The sequence below is a fragment of the Paenibacillus elgii NBRC 100335 genome (assembly GCF_004000865.1).
Taxonomy (GTDB): Bacteria; Bacillota; Bacilli; order Paenibacillales; family NBRC-103111; genus Paenibacillus_G; species Paenibacillus_G elgii.
Window position 1 is genome coordinate 54,862 of record NZ_BIMB01000005.1, and the last position, 14,714, is coordinate 69,575.

Annotated in this window: 13 protein-coding genes and 1 pseudogene; 1 reads left to right on the top strand and 13 read right to left on the bottom strand. The window is 53.4% G+C overall.

What is annotated here, in order from left to right:
- Positions 1-15 precede the first annotated feature (15 nt).
- The 6 genes and pseudogenes from PEL01S_RS05315 to PEL01S_RS05340 form a co-directional block, all read right to left on the bottom strand.
- Positions 16-684: pseudogene (locus PEL01S_RS05315) on the bottom strand (DUF3829 domain-containing protein); the annotation flags it as partial.
- An 11-nt stretch (positions 685-695) separates the two neighbouring features.
- Positions 696-986, bottom strand: a complete 291-nt coding sequence (locus tag PEL01S_RS05320) for a hypothetical protein (protein ID WP_127459624.1) — start codon at positions 984-986, stop codon at positions 696-698.
- Positions 987-1,141: 155 nt separating this feature from the next.
- Positions 1,142-1,432 (bottom strand): hypothetical protein, encoded by a 291-nt coding sequence (locus PEL01S_RS05325; RefSeq protein WP_127459625.1) that lies wholly within the window; start codon positions 1,430-1,432, stop codon positions 1,142-1,144.
- Position 1,433: 1 nt separating this feature from the next.
- Positions 1,434-2,048 (bottom strand): AmiS/UreI family transporter, encoded by a 615-nt coding sequence (locus PEL01S_RS05330; protein ID WP_127459626.1) that lies wholly within the window; start codon positions 2,046-2,048, stop codon positions 1,434-1,436.
- Positions 2,045-3,178 (bottom strand): AAA family ATPase, encoded by a 1,134-nt coding sequence (locus PEL01S_RS05335; protein WP_127459627.1) that lies wholly within the window; start codon positions 3,176-3,178, stop codon positions 2,045-2,047. The genes PEL01S_RS05330 and PEL01S_RS05335 overlap by 4 nt, the downstream gene beginning before the upstream one ends.
- Before the next feature lies 1 nt (position 3,179).
- Positions 3,180-4,226, bottom strand: coding sequence for an aliphatic amidase (locus PEL01S_RS05340; RefSeq protein WP_108534829.1), 1,047 nt, complete (start codon positions 4,224-4,226; stop codon positions 3,180-3,182).
- 347 nt (positions 4,227-4,573) lie between these two features.
- Between PEL01S_RS05340 and PEL01S_RS05345 the strand changes: the two genes are divergently transcribed.
- Positions 4,574-6,853 carry a transporter substrate-binding protein gene (locus PEL01S_RS05345; protein WP_127459628.1) on the top strand — a complete coding sequence of 760 codons (2,280 nt, stop codon included), beginning with the start codon at positions 4,574-4,576 and terminating at the stop codon, positions 6,851-6,853.
- A gap of 94 nt (positions 6,854-6,947) precedes the next feature.
- Here the strand turns inward: PEL01S_RS05345 and PEL01S_RS05350 are convergent, their stop codons facing one another.
- From PEL01S_RS05350 to PEL01S_RS05380, 7 genes are all read right to left on the bottom strand, one after another.
- Complete coding sequence (locus tag PEL01S_RS05350) at positions 6,948-7,610, bottom strand: adenylate kinase (RefSeq protein ID WP_063181519.1); 663 nt, start codon at positions 7,608-7,610, stop codon at positions 6,948-6,950.
- A 41-nt stretch (positions 7,611-7,651) separates the two neighbouring features.
- Positions 7,652-9,376: an acetate--CoA ligase gene (acsA, locus tag PEL01S_RS05355; RefSeq protein ID WP_063181517.1), complete on the bottom strand. Its 1,725-nt coding sequence runs from the start codon at positions 9,374-9,376 to the stop codon at positions 7,652-7,654.
- A 213-nt stretch (positions 9,377-9,589) separates the two neighbouring features.
- On the bottom strand, positions 9,590-10,186 hold the full coding sequence (locus tag PEL01S_RS05360) for a class I SAM-dependent methyltransferase (RefSeq protein WP_063181515.1): 597 nt from the start codon (positions 10,184-10,186) through the stop codon (positions 9,590-9,592).
- Between the two features lie 273 nt (positions 10,187-10,459).
- Positions 10,460-11,029, bottom strand: a complete 570-nt coding sequence (locus PEL01S_RS05365) for a hypothetical protein (RefSeq protein WP_127459629.1) — start codon at positions 11,027-11,029, stop codon at positions 10,460-10,462.
- A 5-nt stretch (positions 11,030-11,034) separates the two neighbouring features.
- Complete coding sequence (locus tag PEL01S_RS05370) at positions 11,035-12,387, bottom strand: alpha/beta hydrolase (RefSeq protein WP_127459630.1); 1,353 nt, start codon at positions 12,385-12,387, stop codon at positions 11,035-11,037.
- 5 nt (positions 12,388-12,392) lie between these two features.
- The gene (locus PEL01S_RS05375; RefSeq protein ID WP_127459631.1) at positions 12,393-13,736 is read right to left on the bottom strand and encodes an alpha/beta hydrolase; all 1,344 of its coding nucleotides are present in this window, start codon (positions 13,734-13,736) and stop codon (positions 12,393-12,395) included.
- A gap of 23 nt (positions 13,737-13,759) precedes the next feature.
- The gene (locus PEL01S_RS05380; RefSeq protein WP_127459632.1) at positions 13,760-14,674 is read right to left on the bottom strand and encodes a LacI family DNA-binding transcriptional regulator; all 915 of its coding nucleotides are present in this window, start codon (positions 14,672-14,674) and stop codon (positions 13,760-13,762) included.
- Positions 14,675-14,714: the final 40 nt, after the last annotated feature.

The window sequence follows — 14,714 nt, forward strand, 5'->3', positions numbered from 1 at the left end:
CGCTCATTTACGACATTAAAAAATATGTTCGTACTCCGAGGCAACGCTGCCAACCTTACTGCTGAATTTCTCGGGAGTACCGCTTGGATACTGGTAGTCGTTTGGTGAAGGGACTTTCTCTACTTTTTCCTGCTTATTCACCCGCTCAACCATTTCCGAGGCAGCAGCCTTAACCTCCTTGGCCGCATTTACGTATTTTTCATATTTATATTTATCTATACTATCTTTATCAACCATGACCTGATACTGCTGAGTGACAATCTTGAGATCTTCCACAAGCACGTCGTATTTCGGTTTGAAAACATTCATATCCAAATCCAGCACGTTGTCGGCCGTAATGCCCTGACGTGACAACTCCGCGGACATCGCTTCGGCATCGACCACCAATTTTAAGGTACTGTACCGGAAATCCTGCTTGTCGCTCGTATAGTTTTCCAGGTGCGCTTTTCTGAGCTCCGCGCCCAGATTTCTCATCGCTGCGGAAAATTCTTCTCTGATTGGGTATAACGCCGCCCACGCCTGTCTTATTCTCACATGCAGTTCTTTGCCCTTGGCGAAATTATCGTCGACATAGTTTTTCATCTCGTAGTAATCGTATGCTTCAGCCAACGCGGCCTTCAACTCATTGATCACCGGCCTCATTCGGATCACGATCGGATCGACGGTTGGAAAGACCGGTTTTTTGTCGACATAGCTTAAGCTCTTTCAAGAAGCTCAGTCTTATTCGTTCGACTTCCTTTATACGTTGAGAACGAGCGCATCTTGTAGTCGAAATCCTTTGGGATCACCGGCTGCTCGCCGTCGCCCAGATTTTCGAAGTAATCGGACAGCACTTTTTCTATCAAATGCGAGTCGATGTAATCCTTCATTGCCCAATAAGCCCTTTCCTTTTCCGGCTCTGTTGCCGCCATCGGTCTCGGTCCGCCACAAGCGGTGATCAGGGCGCTTAATAAAATGAGTGTAAGAAATAACCTGACTTTGTTCAATTTTTCCTAAGCCTCCAAGCTAGTAGTAACCTAACGCGTTCCAATGGATAGGACTCAGCTTGTATATCGGCTCGATAACTAGAAATCTTTAGAGCGAATGCCAATAAAGTGGTAAAAAAAGAAACCTCGGCAGCAATGCGCCGCGGCTTCATGCCTCAAGCTAGCTTATTTGGAAATAAAGAAGACAACATAGTACAACCAAGTTTAAAACCATTATCCATCGATTGGCGGCCTTGCCCTGAATAAACGTGGAGAAAAAGAACAGCAACCCAAAGTACAGTAGAGCGAATAAAGCATTCATCGGTTTGCCAGCCATCACTAGAAATAACAAGATTACAATCACAAGAAACATGTAAAAAAAAGATTTGTAGTTCATTATCCTCGCAGTCCTGCCCAATCATTTTCAATGTAGTATATATATCGGACGATGGACTCCAATTTTTCACCTTACGACGACACCTCTACCCCCCGCGGCGCTTTCCACCGGGTCAGCGCATACGCAATCCCATAGGCAACCACGGTAAGGCCCGCTGCCGCTTCCGTGACGCCCGCGCCGATCCGCTCCCACTCGCCGATGAGGATAAGAAAAGCGGGAATCGTCGCTGTCACCCACGCTTGAATAAGCGTCACCCATCCGACAAATGCGCCAATATTGCGCTTGAGCGCCAGCAGAACAAAAAACAAGGTCCACAGGAACGACCACATGAGCCAGATGAAGCCGAACTTTTCATCGTGAAAGTGAAGGAAATTCATGGCCGCATAGCCAACGGCAAGAACGGCGACCCATAACGAGTACCAGCCGACGCCGCTCGCATCCAAGCCTTGCAAGTTTGTAATACCTACGTATAAATAGGTAAGTCCGAACAAAAAAATACCGCCCGCCTGAAATATCGTCCATGCGTCTCCCCCGGAAGTAAAGATCATATAAAACGGGGTGATCACCTGCATGGCACCGATAAACAGGTTGAACACGCCCGCGCTCTTGCCGTCTATGCGGCCAAGCAGCATCAAGCCGTTCAGAAACAGTACCGCGCCGACATACAGCAGACCAACGGCGCTCATCTTCTCACCTCCTCGGCCTCGTACACCAGCCGCTCGTCGTCCTCGTACCACGCCAGCCCTTTCCGTTTCCCCCGTACGTAATATGTCACAAACGGATCATCCTGCCGCCGGTTTCCGAGAAGTCCGGCCAGCGGGATTTCGATGCAGGCTCTGACGGCTCTTTTCAGCGAGCGTGCGCCATACTGCTTGTCGAATCCTAGAGCCGCAACGAGCTCTTTGGCTGACGAATCGAGCAGTACCATGCAGCGGTGCTTCAGGACCCGACGGTTGAGCGAATCCAGCAGCGAATCCAGAATCGGTCCGAGCCCGTCGCGCCGGAGCCAGTTAAATACATAGATATCGTCGATACGGTTGATAAATTCCGGCGAAAACCGGCGTTCCGTCTTTTTCTGCACGACGGCCCGCAGAAGCTCGTGTTCGGAAGCCCCCCAATGCCGGGGCTGTGCAACCCATCCAAGTTTTTTCCAGAATGCCTTCAAGCTCCCGTCGGCAAATGCCGTAATGTCCTGCGCCCCCAGATTGCTCGTCATAAAAATAATACTGTTGCGGAAATTGATCGTTTTCTCTCCTGATGACAAGACCATCATCCCGTTGTCCAGCACGCCCAGCAGCGAATAAATGACCTGGTCGTTCGCCTTCTCCAGCTCATCGAACAGCACGATGCCGGGTTTGCCGTAAGAGCCCTCGATGCGCTGCGTATCGAACAGCGACGTGCCTTCCTTGCTGCCTACGTAGCCGGGAGGCGCTCCGGTCAAGGCGGCGGCATAATGCTCCTGTGCTAGCGTGTTCATATCGATCCGGCAAAAGGCCTCGGCGCTGCCGTGAATCGCTTCTGCCAACGCTCTCACCGTTTCGGTCTTCCCTACCCCCGTCGGTCCCAAAAATAACGCCACGTACAAAGGCCGGTTCGGCTCCGAAATGTCCGACCAGACGACCCTCAGCATCTCCTCCAAACGTCCGACGGCTTCGTCCTGCCCGAAAATTTTCGACCGGACCTGCTGCATGACGCGGTCAACGTCAAAACGAAACCGGGTCACGGCCCGGGGAGAAGAAGAACGGTTCTCTTCTTCTCCGGCAGTCTGTTCTTGGCGCTGATGGATCGTTTTCAGCTTCTCCGCAATGAACGACATGTCAGCCTCCGGCAGCCTTTTGCTTGCCCTCGTGAGGAATTCCCGCGATCGGGCACTCTGCGGTTCCGACGGTCGACCGGGTGATCTTCTCTACGTTTTCCCTCGCCTTCTCGGCATCCAGCACCCAAGTGCGGTAAAAGTCAAACGGACATTCCGCAATCCCTTTGTCGCCGTCCCCGGAATGAATGAGTCCCGTATAGCCGCGGTGAAGCAGCTTAAACAGATGGTTCTGGGATTGGGCGTTTTTGCGGAAATCGCGGATTAACGAAACCGACAGCTCGGCGTACTGGATGCCGTTCTCCTCCGTGCCGCATTCCCCGAGCGTCCGCCCGTCGAAGCCGATGATCGAGGAGTGGCCGAAATAAGAGTAAACGCCGTCGAAGCCGGCCGCATTGGCTACAGCCACATACGTGTTGTTCGACCAAGCCATCGCTTTCGCCATGATGATTTGCTGGTCCTTCGACGGGTACATATAGCCTTGGCAGCGCACGATCAGCTCGGCTCCCTTCATCGCACAGTCGCGCCATATTTCGGGATAGTTGCCGTCGTCGCAGACGATAAGGCTGATTTTGAGCCCCTTCGGCCCTTCCGCTACATACGTACAGTCGCCGGGATACCAGCCTTCGATCGGGCACCACGGAATAATTTTTCTGTATTTCTGAACGATGTCGCCTTTATTGTTCATGAGAATCAAAGTATTGTACGGGGCTTTGTTCGGATGAGCCTCGTGCCGTTCCCCGGTCAAGGAGAACACGCCCCACGTATTGGCCTTCCTACAGGCCTCGGCGAAAATGGCGGTTTCTTCTCCGGGAATGGAGGAAGCGGTTTCATACATTTCCTGCTCGTCGTACATAATGCCGTGGGTGCTGTACTCTGGAAAAACAACGAGATCCATGCCCGGCAAGCCCTGCTTCATCCCAACGATCATATCGGCGATCCTGCGGCAGTTGTCCAGAACCTCCGCCCGGGTATGCAGGCGCGGCATCTTATAGTTCACCACTGCCACCCCTACGGTATCCTGGCTGCTGGAAATGTCTCCATGTCTCATCGAAAATCCCTCCTTGGTGTGTTTTGCATCAGCCGCCGGAACAGATTCATCTCGCCGCCTGGCCGACTTGACCGGGATTAAAGCAAAATCCGTGCCAATGAAATTTTCCGCCAGATATAAGAAACCGCTTACAAAAAGCGCCGCCGTTTGTCTTAATTTGATACAATCACAGCCCTCATTCCTGCGCGGAAAGCGGCAAAACCCTCCACAGACCTGCAACTGTCGCAAAATGATACACTGTCTTATTTTTACACACGAGCCATAAGAAAAAAGTCAACCCCCAATTTCAAACGATTTATTTTTTGTTATAATAAAGACATAAACCTACCAAGGAGAGGCGGAGTTCAATGAATACCAGAGTCGGTTTATTGTTTTCATTAACTGGCACGACCGCCCTGACGGAACGAGGACAATGCGATGCGGCCATCCTGGCCATCGAGCACTTCAACCAAAAGGAAATGAACGTAGAAGCGATCGTACGGGATATTTGCTCGGACCCGGCCAAAAGCGCGAAAGAAGCGGAAGCGCTTGCAAAAGACGGCGTGAAAGTGTTCATCGGCTGTTATACTTCGGCTTGCCGGAAAGCGATTCTTCCGGTGCTGGAGAAATACGGCTGCCTGCTGGTCTACCCTACGTTGTATGAGGGACGGGAATGCCATTCCAACGTCTTTTATACCGGGGAAGTGCCGAATCAGCAGGTTCATGTGCTGCTCGATTACTTAACCGAGCACTTCGGGAAACGCGTATACTGCATCGGCACGGATTACATTTATCCCCGGGAAACGAACCAGCAGGTCCGCACGTATCTCGCGGAAAAAAACGGCTCGGTCGTCGGCGAAGCCTATGTGCCGTTCGGTCATCAGACCTTCTATGACGTGCTGGAAGACATCATTGCGAAGCGGCCCGATGCCATCTTTACAACGCTCGTCGGGCAGAGCATCATCCCGTTCTACCGCGCGTACCGGCGAATGGGCCTGAATCCCGATCACTTGCCTATCTTCAGTCCGATCACGAAGGAAACGGAAATTGCGGCCATGGGCGCCGACTACGGAGCAGGGCATTACGGCTCGGCCAGCTATTTTCAATCGCTTCACAATGAGCACAATCTGCATTTCGTCAGCGCGTTTCACGAACGCTTCGGCGCGCAGCAGGTGATATCCTCGGTCATGTTCAACACTTATCTGGGCACCAAAATGATCCTGGACGGCATTCACGAAACCGGAAGCCTGGATTACCGGGACGTCTTTTACCATCTCAGCGACAAAAAGCTTGAAACCGCTTGCGGAACGGTGCTCGTCGAGGGCGATCATCACCATCTGTCCAGACCCGTAAAAATTGGAAGAGCGATGTCGGACGGGCAATTCGAGATAGTATGGGATTCGCAGCGCAATATCGCCCCAAAGCCATTTAAAGAAAAAAGCCGGGAGCCCGGCCAACTGAATGAAATCATTCTGGAGTCGTGGGGCCGGATCAGCGATGAGGCGATCGTCGTTCTGTCGGAACGGCAGCATATTGTGTACATGAGCAAAAAAGCGGAAGAGCTGACCCGGTTCAAGGAAGGCCAGCTCCTCACGCCGACGCTGCTGCAGCAAATCCATCACGCGTTCGAGGTGCATCCTTACGGAACAACCGGTCAGCAAATGCTTCTGCTCAAGCCGAAGCCTAGCGTCCGTTCTTCCGCAGCGCCTTATCAATTCGACCGCATTCGCACCTTGAGCCCCGAGTACCAATTGGAGCTGGAGGTCGCCAAGCTGGCATCCCAATCATGTGCCAACGTGCTGATTACCGGAGAGACCGGAACGGGAAAAGAAGTGCTGGTCCAGGCGATTCACCAGCAAAGCGAACGGAAGCACGGCCCGTTGGTTGCCGTCAACACTGGCCTGCTGCCCCGGGAACTGATCGCGAGCGAGATGTTCGGCTATATCGAAGGAGCGTTCACAGGCGCCAAAAAAGGCGGGACCATCGGCAAATTCGAAGCCGCGAACGACGGGACTCTTTTTCTCGACGAGATTGGAGACATGCCGCTGGATCTCCAGGTCGTCCTGTTAAGAGCCATCGAGTCGAAGCGGATTATGAGACTGGGGGAAAATAAAGAACGAGCGGTCAACGTACGGATTATTGCCGCGACGAACCGGAATCTGCAAGAAGAAATCGCCTACAGCGGATCGTTCCGGTCGGACCTGTTTTACCGTTTGAATGTCTTGTCGATCACGATCCCTCCGCTTCGCGAGCGCCCGGAGGATGTGGAGCATTTAAGTCGGGATTTCCTTAGCGAATTTCAGGCCGTTCACGGTGACGGGCCGGACAGCCTCAGCGACGAAGCGCTGCAAGCCTTGATCCAATATCCGTGGCCGGGCAATATCCGTGAATTGCGAAATGTGATGGAACGCGCCTACCTGCTGGCCAGACGGGAACGAGCTGCGATCCAAGTGGAGCATCTGCCGAGAGCACTCAAGGGATATTACCAGAGAAAGCCGAGGGCCGCAGAACCGCTCAAGCAAGTCGAGCGAAGGATGATCGAGCAGGTGCTGAGCGAGACGAAGACAATTACTGAGGCGTCCAAGGTGCTTGGCATTACGCGGAGTACGTTGTACCGGAAGCTGAAGGAATTTCAAATGACGCCGTAAGCCGGTACCGGTTACGCGCGAACAAAGCAAAGGGCAGGCCCGCTTCGTGCAGCGGATCTGCCCTTTTTGTCACCGGCAAAGCGGCCTGCCCGCTTTATCTGGCTCTTACGTGCAAGCTTGCGAGAATACCGCAAATGTCTTCGAATACTTTGTCCATCTCCGCCTCTCCGTCCACCGAGCGAAGCTGGCCTCTCATTTTATAAAATTTCAGCAGCGGCTTCTGCTGCTTTACATTGATTTCCAACCGTGTGGCTACCGTTTCCTCCGTATCGTCCGGCCGCTGGTACAGCGGTCCTCCGCATTTATCGCAGCTCCCTTCTTCCTGCGGAGGGCGATACATTAAGTGGTACGTCTCGCCGCAATACCGGCAAATCCGCCGTCCGGTCAGACGCCCGAGCAGCTTGCCGCTGTCCACGTCCAAATGAAGCGCGAGGTCGATTCGCCGCCGCCTTTCAACGAGTACCCTCTCCAATTCCAGCGCTTGAGACACCGTCCGCGGAAATCCGTCCAGCAAAAAGCCCCGCGCCGTATCTCCTTGGCTTAGCCGTTCCTTTACGATCCCGATCGTCACCTCGTCGGGGACAAGCTGCCCCTTCTCGACGTATGCTTTGGCCTCAAGACCGAGCGCCGTTCCTTCCGACATCGCGGCACGGAACATGTCTCCGGTTGAAATATGCGGTATGCCGAATTTCGCTTGGATGAATTCGGCTTGGGTCCCTTTGCCCGCACCCGGCAATCCGATAAAAATAATCTGCATCCCGTTATATCCCCCATTTCTGTTTTATGAGTCCGTAAAGGTTAATCCTCGATCGTCGACATGTCGCCCGTCGGCAAATTCAATTCCCACGCTTTCAGCACGCGGCGCATAATTTTGCCGCTTCGCGTTTTGGGAAGCTTGTCCTTGAACTCGATTTCACGAGGCGCCGCATGAGCGGACAAGCCGGTTTTGACGAATCGGACAATCTGCTCCTTCAGCTCCTCTGATGCCGTATAGCCGTCCCGCAGCGCAATGAACGCTTTGATCACTTCGCCCCGCATCGGGTCCGGCTTGCCGATGACGCCCGCCTCCGCAACCGCCGGATGCTCTACCAGCTTGCTCTCGACCTCGAAGGGCCCGACCCGCTCGCCCGCGGTGTTGATCACATCGTCAACGCGACCCTGGAACCAGAAGTAACCGTCCTCGTCGCGGAAAGCGGAGTCTCCCGATACATACCAGCCCTTGAAGCGGAAATACTCCTCGTACTTGGACGGATTGTTCCAAATGCGGCGCATCATGGACGGCCATGCCGTTTTGATCGCCAGATTTCCCATGCAGTAGGGCTCCAAAATACGGCCCTCGTCGTCCAAAATGGCCGCGTCCACGCCAGGAATCGGCTTGCCCATCGAGCCCGGCTTGATCGCCATCCCGGGGTAATTGCAGATGAGCTGGCCGCCGGTCTCCGTCATCCACCAGGTGTCGTGGATGCGCTGCTTGAATACGTTCAATCCCCAGCGGACGACTTCCGGATTCAAAGGCTCGCCGACGCTGAGCACATGGCGGAGCTTGGACAGATCGAATCCGGACACCAGCTCGTCCCCGGCTCCCATCAGCATGCGGAAAGCGGTAGGCGCACTGTACCAGACGGTAACGCCGTATTTTTGCAGGGTAGCGTACCAATCCGCCGGCTTGAATCGTCCCCCGCGGATCACGTTCGTTGCGCCGTTGAGCCACGGGGCGAACACGCCGTAAGACGTCCCGGTCACCCAGCCCGGATCGGCCGTGCACCAATACACGTCATCTTCCTTCAGGTCAAGCACGATTTTGCCCGTATAGTAATGTTGAACCATCGCATCATGGACGTGAAGCACGCCTTTGGGCTTGCCGGTGGAACCAGAGGTATAATGCAGAATGAGGCCGTCCTCGCGGTCCATCCAATCGAGGTCCAGCTCCTCGGAAGCGCTTTCCATTGCTTGGTGGAAATCGACCTGCCCCTGCTCCAGCCTTAGGTCGTGTCCGACCAGAATCACATGCTTCAGATGGGGCAAATCCTGAACCGGGATGCGCGGAAGCTGGGAAGGCGACGTGACGATCGCCACGGCCTGACTATCTTCCAAGCGGTCCTTCACGGCCGTTTCCATAAAGGCTTCGAACAAAGGACCGGCAATCGCGCCGACTTTGATAATCCCGAGAAGCGCAAAGTACAACTCGGGAGAACGGGGCATGAAAATAAATACGCGGTCCCCTTTTCCAATGCCCAGTTGACGAAGCACGTTACCGAAGCGGTTGGAACTGCTTTTTATTTGTCCGAAGGTGTATGCTTCTTCTCGCTGACCGTCGCTGTAATATAAGGCGATTTTGTCCCGGCGCGAGGACTCGGCATGCCGATCGATCGCTTCGTACGCCATATTGATTTTTCCGGTTTCGTGCCATGTGAACTCGCTCTCCACCTCCTCCCAGCGAAAATGTCCCCGCGCCTGCTCGTAATTTTTCATGTTGGGGCTTGCCGACGTGGGCGCAATGCGCTCATTCGTAAACGAACTCATGATGTAGACCCTCCCAATCAATAATAGATGATTACCTTTCTGAGCCTAAGTAAAGCAATTATTGTGCCAACCGTCGGAGTGCGGAAATGTAAGGAACGCACAAAAAAATGTGTCCCATTTCGGGACACATTTGCCGATTCGATCCGATACAGTGATGCAAAATGGGACACTCGAAGCCATCCGCAGCAGCCTGTGCGCTTAACGAATTTTCCGTTATTTCCTCAATACAAGTTGAATGACATGGGCTAACCCGCTGTGCGCCTTTCCTTCCACCCGCTCTTGTTCGCCATAGAAGAAATGGAGCACCTCATGACCTTCGCACCAAGCAAGAATTTCTTTGGGGTCGTAGAGCAAATCCGAGTCCGGAGGACCGCCCGTACCATACTTTAATTGATCCTTGGAGTAAACCTCAAGCATCATAATCCCTTCGGGCTTTATCGCATTTTTCATTTTATTGAGAATCATGGCCTGATCGTCTTTATGAAAATGTCCGAATACCATGATGGCGGCATCGTATTCCTCGTTCGGTACATCCTCTGCCAACAGGTCCAGTTGGATGGTATGTACGTCCACGCCATGCTTCCGGGCCAGCTTTTTCGTTTTGTTCAGGCCGCTCTCCGCATAGTCAATGGCGGTCACTTCATGATTTCGTTTTGCCAAAAAAACGGCATTCCGGCCTTCGCCCTCTGCAAACGCGATAACTTTGTGACATTGTTCTAATCTGAAAGCTTGTTGTTGAATAAATACGTTAGGTTCTTCCCCATAATAATATTCCTCCGACTTAAAACGCTCATCCCATACATTTCCCATAATTACCGACCTCCTGTGGATAAGATATTGGACATCGAAGACTTACTATGTCTTTAATAAAGTTAAAAAAAGCAGCATGGGTGCAGAGATACTTCGCCGCTTTAGTACTTTTCGTCGCTGTTTACGGAGTTATTATATCCATAATATCTTCGATAACAATGGTGTGTCAATAGCGCTAGGCATCGTGACGTGCCGATACATCCGTATTTTCCGGCTATAAAAAAAATAAGCCGCGGCACCTGTTCGGGCCACGGCTCGTTGCACAGTCTTCGTTCAAAGCGCGCGAAACTTAAGATTTTTGCAGTCGATGGCGAACGAGAAAGCTCTCTGCTCGCTTCCATCCAACGATAATTCCACGATTAAGCTGTCCAGCTCTTTCTCCGTTAAAGCTTGGCCGCTGATCCAGCCGTGCCTTTCTTTGCCGGGCAGGATTGTCGCCCCGGTAAAGTCCGGGTTGGTTGGGGAAGCCCCAACCTTTTCGCTTGCCTTGCCCGCGCTCGGAAGGTTCGTCTGCATGCCTAGGCGGCTTGGGTCAACCGCAACGGTTTCGTTCGTGGTCCCGTTCTTGATCGTGATTTCGAAGTCGGTCGTTAGTCCGGTCCGCCGGATGGAATGAATGGTAAACTCCACGCCGTTATTAGTTTGCGTGACCGGCAGCTTCTGTAGCTGAAACTCCGAGCCGCTGGATTTTTCGTTCCCCCCGGCCGTTCCTGCAACATAATTGCTATCGATGGACACGGGATGGTCGATATCCTGCGCGGCATTCGGGGTTCCGTTCATGAACACGGCCCCTGTGAACACAATCGAACCGCAGACGAGTCCGAGCACAAATTTTTTCACCATGATGATTAGTCCTCTCTGATGTCGTTAGACCAGCGTTCGACGGTCAGCTCCAGCCGCGAATCGGTCTCGGCGCGGTAATGGCGCACCACCGGATTTCCGGCTTGATCCGTTTCCGCGACGCCGTCGGCCCTGCTGATTTGATAAACGAACTCGGAATGAAGCGGAAGCTCAAGCCGCCCGGAATATACAGGCGCATCCGGTTGCTTGCTTAAAGGAAACCAAGCGTATAGCGAGACGGTTTCCGGCGTATGCGGCGGGACATGAACGATTAAATCGAGGGCAGCCCGCTCCTTCAATTCCTTGACCACACGAATGGAAATAGCAGCCTCCAAGCCGCGGTAATTAACCGTCACCGTCGTTTCTCCTTCTTCCTTCGCCACTACGGTACCGTCCTCTTGGACCTCTACGATCCGAGGGTCCTCCACCCGGTAAGCCGCCCTTAACAAGGACAGCTTCAAGCCGCTGTCAAACTCCGCGATCGGATTCAACCGGCAGAGCGGACCGCGGATGCCGACTTCGTCCCAGCCTTGCAACGATAAAGAGCGCGCCTGGCCTTTGGCTCCAAATAAATGAAGCAGCGGAGAGGCCAGTCTGGCCGCCCAGTCTTTCTCCACATGCGCCGCTTCGGGATCGAAGAAATACATCAGCTCGTCGTCGGCTTCGTATCCGAGGAAGGCAAGCTGCTCCGCGACTTCGCGGACATGCTTTTCCATGATCAGCGTGCCTTCCCTGCCTCCCAGATCGATCCAAATCCGGGAAATCGGCTGCTTCTTGTCGAACGTATGATACTGCCGGTATTCCTCCAGCGTCACGGGATCGACGTAGTAAAAATACGGCGACAAGATCGCCAGCTTCCCGAAAATGTCCGGACGGCGAAAGCCGATATGGTAGGTAACTTGACCCCCGCGGGAAGACCCCATTAAGCCCGTATGCTCCGGGCCCGGCTTCGTCCGGAACAGCGCATCGATGTAAGGCTTGATTTCCTCGATAATAAAGCGCTCGTAAAGCTGCCCTTTGGGCTGAATTCGCACTTTGTCGGACGAGTACAGTACCCCTTCCAGCTCGTGGGTAAATTCGTCAGCCCGTTCGACGCCCCGATTCGGAATGCCGACGACGATGATTTCTTCCATTAGCCCGCTCTGAATCAACCGGTCCGCGGTCTCATGGACGTTCCAGGAATAGCCGTTGAAGGCGGGATGGAAAATATTTTGTCCGTCGTGCATATACAGCACCGGATACCGCTTCGCTTGATCCCAGCGATAGCTCGGGGGGAGGTAAACAAACAGATCCCGCGTATTGTCCAAGTGGACAGAGTAGAAATTTTCCACCTTCAAAATGCTCGATTTGTTCTTGTGCATCCTCATCACCTCTGCTCGCTCACGGGCGCCGCGTCCACCCAATTTTCGACTTCGTAATTCAGAACGAGGCCGTCCTTGGCCGTAAATTTCCGATAAGGAATTTCCCGGCCTTGCCGGTCCGTCTCATGCATGCCCAAGCCGCGGGAAATGCGGAATTCGAAGGACATATCCCGCGGTACCTCAAAGGTTCCTCCGTACAATCCTTCGCGAATCATCGGCAGCTCGATGCCGGCGTATAGCGCAGCAGTTGGCGGCGTAGAAGCCGGCACTTTCACGAACGCTTGGACGGTAACCGTCTCCGAAACCGACGGGACGACGGCAACAGCCAGTTCGGCCGTCAGGCTGCCATTTCTGTAACGAACCGTCGTTTCCCCTTCTTTCATGGGCAGCAATTTGCCGTCTGCCGTCACATCCAGCAGCTCGGGATCGGCTACTTCATAGCAGGCGTCTAAATCCGTCATCATAAAGCCGCTGTCGTAGTGCACCACCGGATTGAGCGTGCGCCTCGGCCCCTCGATCCCAACCGCCTTCGGCCCATGCAAATCGACGCGAACAGGAGTTCCGATGCGGCCAAAAAAATAAAGCAGCGGCGCATGCACTCTGGCGGCCCAATCCTTCTGCGAATGGCCCGAATTGACGGCATAATAGTACATAAAATCGTCCCCGGGCCGATACCCCGCGCCGATCAGCGTGTCCGCGACATGCCGCACATGCTTTTCCATGACAGTAAAGCCTTCGGCATCTCCCACGTCCATCCAAATGCGCAGAGCCTTCTTTTCCGTGTAGACACGGCTTAACCAGCGGTCCTCCATTGTGCGGAGATCGACGCTTGCGAAAAACGGACACAGCGCCCCGATCATCCCGAACGTCTCGGACCTGCGAAACCCGATATTGTAAGAAACCAGACCGCCCGCGGACGAGCCCATCAGCGCCGTATGCTCCTGATCCGGCAGTGTTCTGTATTCCCGGTCGATATAAGGCTTCACTTCGCGGACGAGAAACTCCTCGTACAGCTCGCCCTGATTCGTCGTATCGAAAACCCGGTGTCCGTACGGATTCTCATGCATATATTCCGCAATCCGGGCATCCTCGATGTGGGCTACCGCAACGATGATAATTTCCCGCATGCGCCCTTCGGCAATGAGGCGGTCAACCGTTTTGTGAACGTCCCACGATTCGCCCTTCCGGTCCTTGTAGAACGCATGCTGCCCGTCCTGCATATATAGGACAGGGTACCGCTGCCCCTCGTCCGTTTCGTAGCCCGGAGGCAAATAAATAAATATATTTCTGGAATTATCAAGAATCTCCGAATAAAAATGATTGATTTCGATCAGCCGCGACGAACTCACGCCACATTCTCCTCACCGGATCGTCACGTGATGACGGACAGGCAATAAAACTTTTCACGGCTTACCTCATCCGCATCCTGAATATTGCGATCCATCATACGGACAATCTCTTTATAGTCATTCAAATCAAACGCAACTTTCGCCATCCCTTGCGGAACGATCTCCGGGCAATGGCTCGTGCACAGAACAGCGAGCCGTTCATGGGTCTTGGCCGCTTCATGCGCCAAAAATTCATTCAACACGATCCCCGGACGTCCCGTATACGCGGACAGAAATTCGTTTAAGCCCTCAATGCTCTCGCACACATGGACCCGTTCCTCGTCCAGACCGGATTGTTGCTTGATAAACTCCACCAGTTCGGCATTGTTATACGAATCCATCACCAGAAACTGCGGGTCTTCGCCCAGCAGTCTGCGTGCCGCTTGGAAGCTTTCCTTGAAATCCGGCACGATTTTGTGAAACAGCGGGTCTTCGATATAGCTGTCGACCACGAAGACGGGAACGCCGAATCCGAAATAATTCGATATGGTCGTGAATTGTTCTTGATCTACGTTCATCAAGAAGACGCCGTCCAAATTGCGCTCCATAATGATTTTCGAGGACGGGCCCAAGTTGTCGATTTGCATAAAAAGGACATGATACCCCAGCTCGCTGCAGTACCGCTCGATGGCCTGGATCGTTCGAGCATACTTCAAATCGGACCAAACATGACCGTCGTTCCCTTTAAACCATAAGATGCCGATAAGCCCGGTTTTCTTGACCTTCAGCGACTGCGCCGTACGGTTCGTTACGTATTTCAGCTGCTGCGCGGCCTTCAGTACCTTCACGCGCGTTTCATCGGATATGGATTGGGTCTTCACGTCGTTCAAAATATACGAAACCGTCGCAATGGAAACGCCGGCCGCTTTGGCTATGTCTTTGATCGTTGCTTTTTTCATGGTTTAACCGCCCCTACTTAAACGTTTAGGTCGATTAAAG

Coding starts and splice junctions, on each gene's coding strand:
- PEL01S_RS05330 (WP_127459626.1), bottom strand. CDS start 2,048: ATGAGCGCCGTTGGTCTGCTGTATGTCGGCGCGGTACTGTTTCTGAAC.
- PEL01S_RS05335 (WP_127459627.1), bottom strand. CDS start 3,178: ATGTCGTTCATTGCGGAGAAGCTGAAAACGATCCATCAGCGCCAAGAA.
- PEL01S_RS05340 (WP_108534829.1), bottom strand. CDS start 4,226: ATGAGACATGGAGACATTTCCAGCAGCCAGGATACCGTAGGGGTGGCA.
- PEL01S_RS05345 (WP_127459628.1), top strand. CDS start 4,574: ATGAATACCAGAGTCGGTTTATTGTTTTCATTAACTGGCACGACCGCC.
- PEL01S_RS05350 (WP_063181519.1), bottom strand. CDS start 7,610: ATGCAGATTATTTTTATCGGATTGCCGGGTGCGGGCAAAGGGACCCAA.
- acsA (WP_063181517.1), bottom strand. CDS start 9,376: ATGAGTTCGTTTACGAATGAGCGCATTGCGCCCACGTCGGCAAGCCCC.
- PEL01S_RS05360 (WP_063181515.1), bottom strand. CDS start 10,186: ATGGGAAATGTATGGGATGAGCGTTTTAAGTCGGAGGAATATTATTAT.
- PEL01S_RS05365 (WP_127459629.1), bottom strand. CDS start 11,029: ATGGTGAAAAAATTTGTGCTCGGACTCGTCTGCGGTTCGATTGTGTTC.
- PEL01S_RS05370 (WP_127459630.1), bottom strand. CDS start 12,387: ATGCACAAGAACAAATCGAGCATTTTGAAGGTGGAAAATTTCTACTCT.
- PEL01S_RS05380 (WP_127459632.1), bottom strand. CDS start 14,674: ATGAAAAAAGCAACGATCAAAGACATAGCCAAAGCGGCCGGCGTTTCC.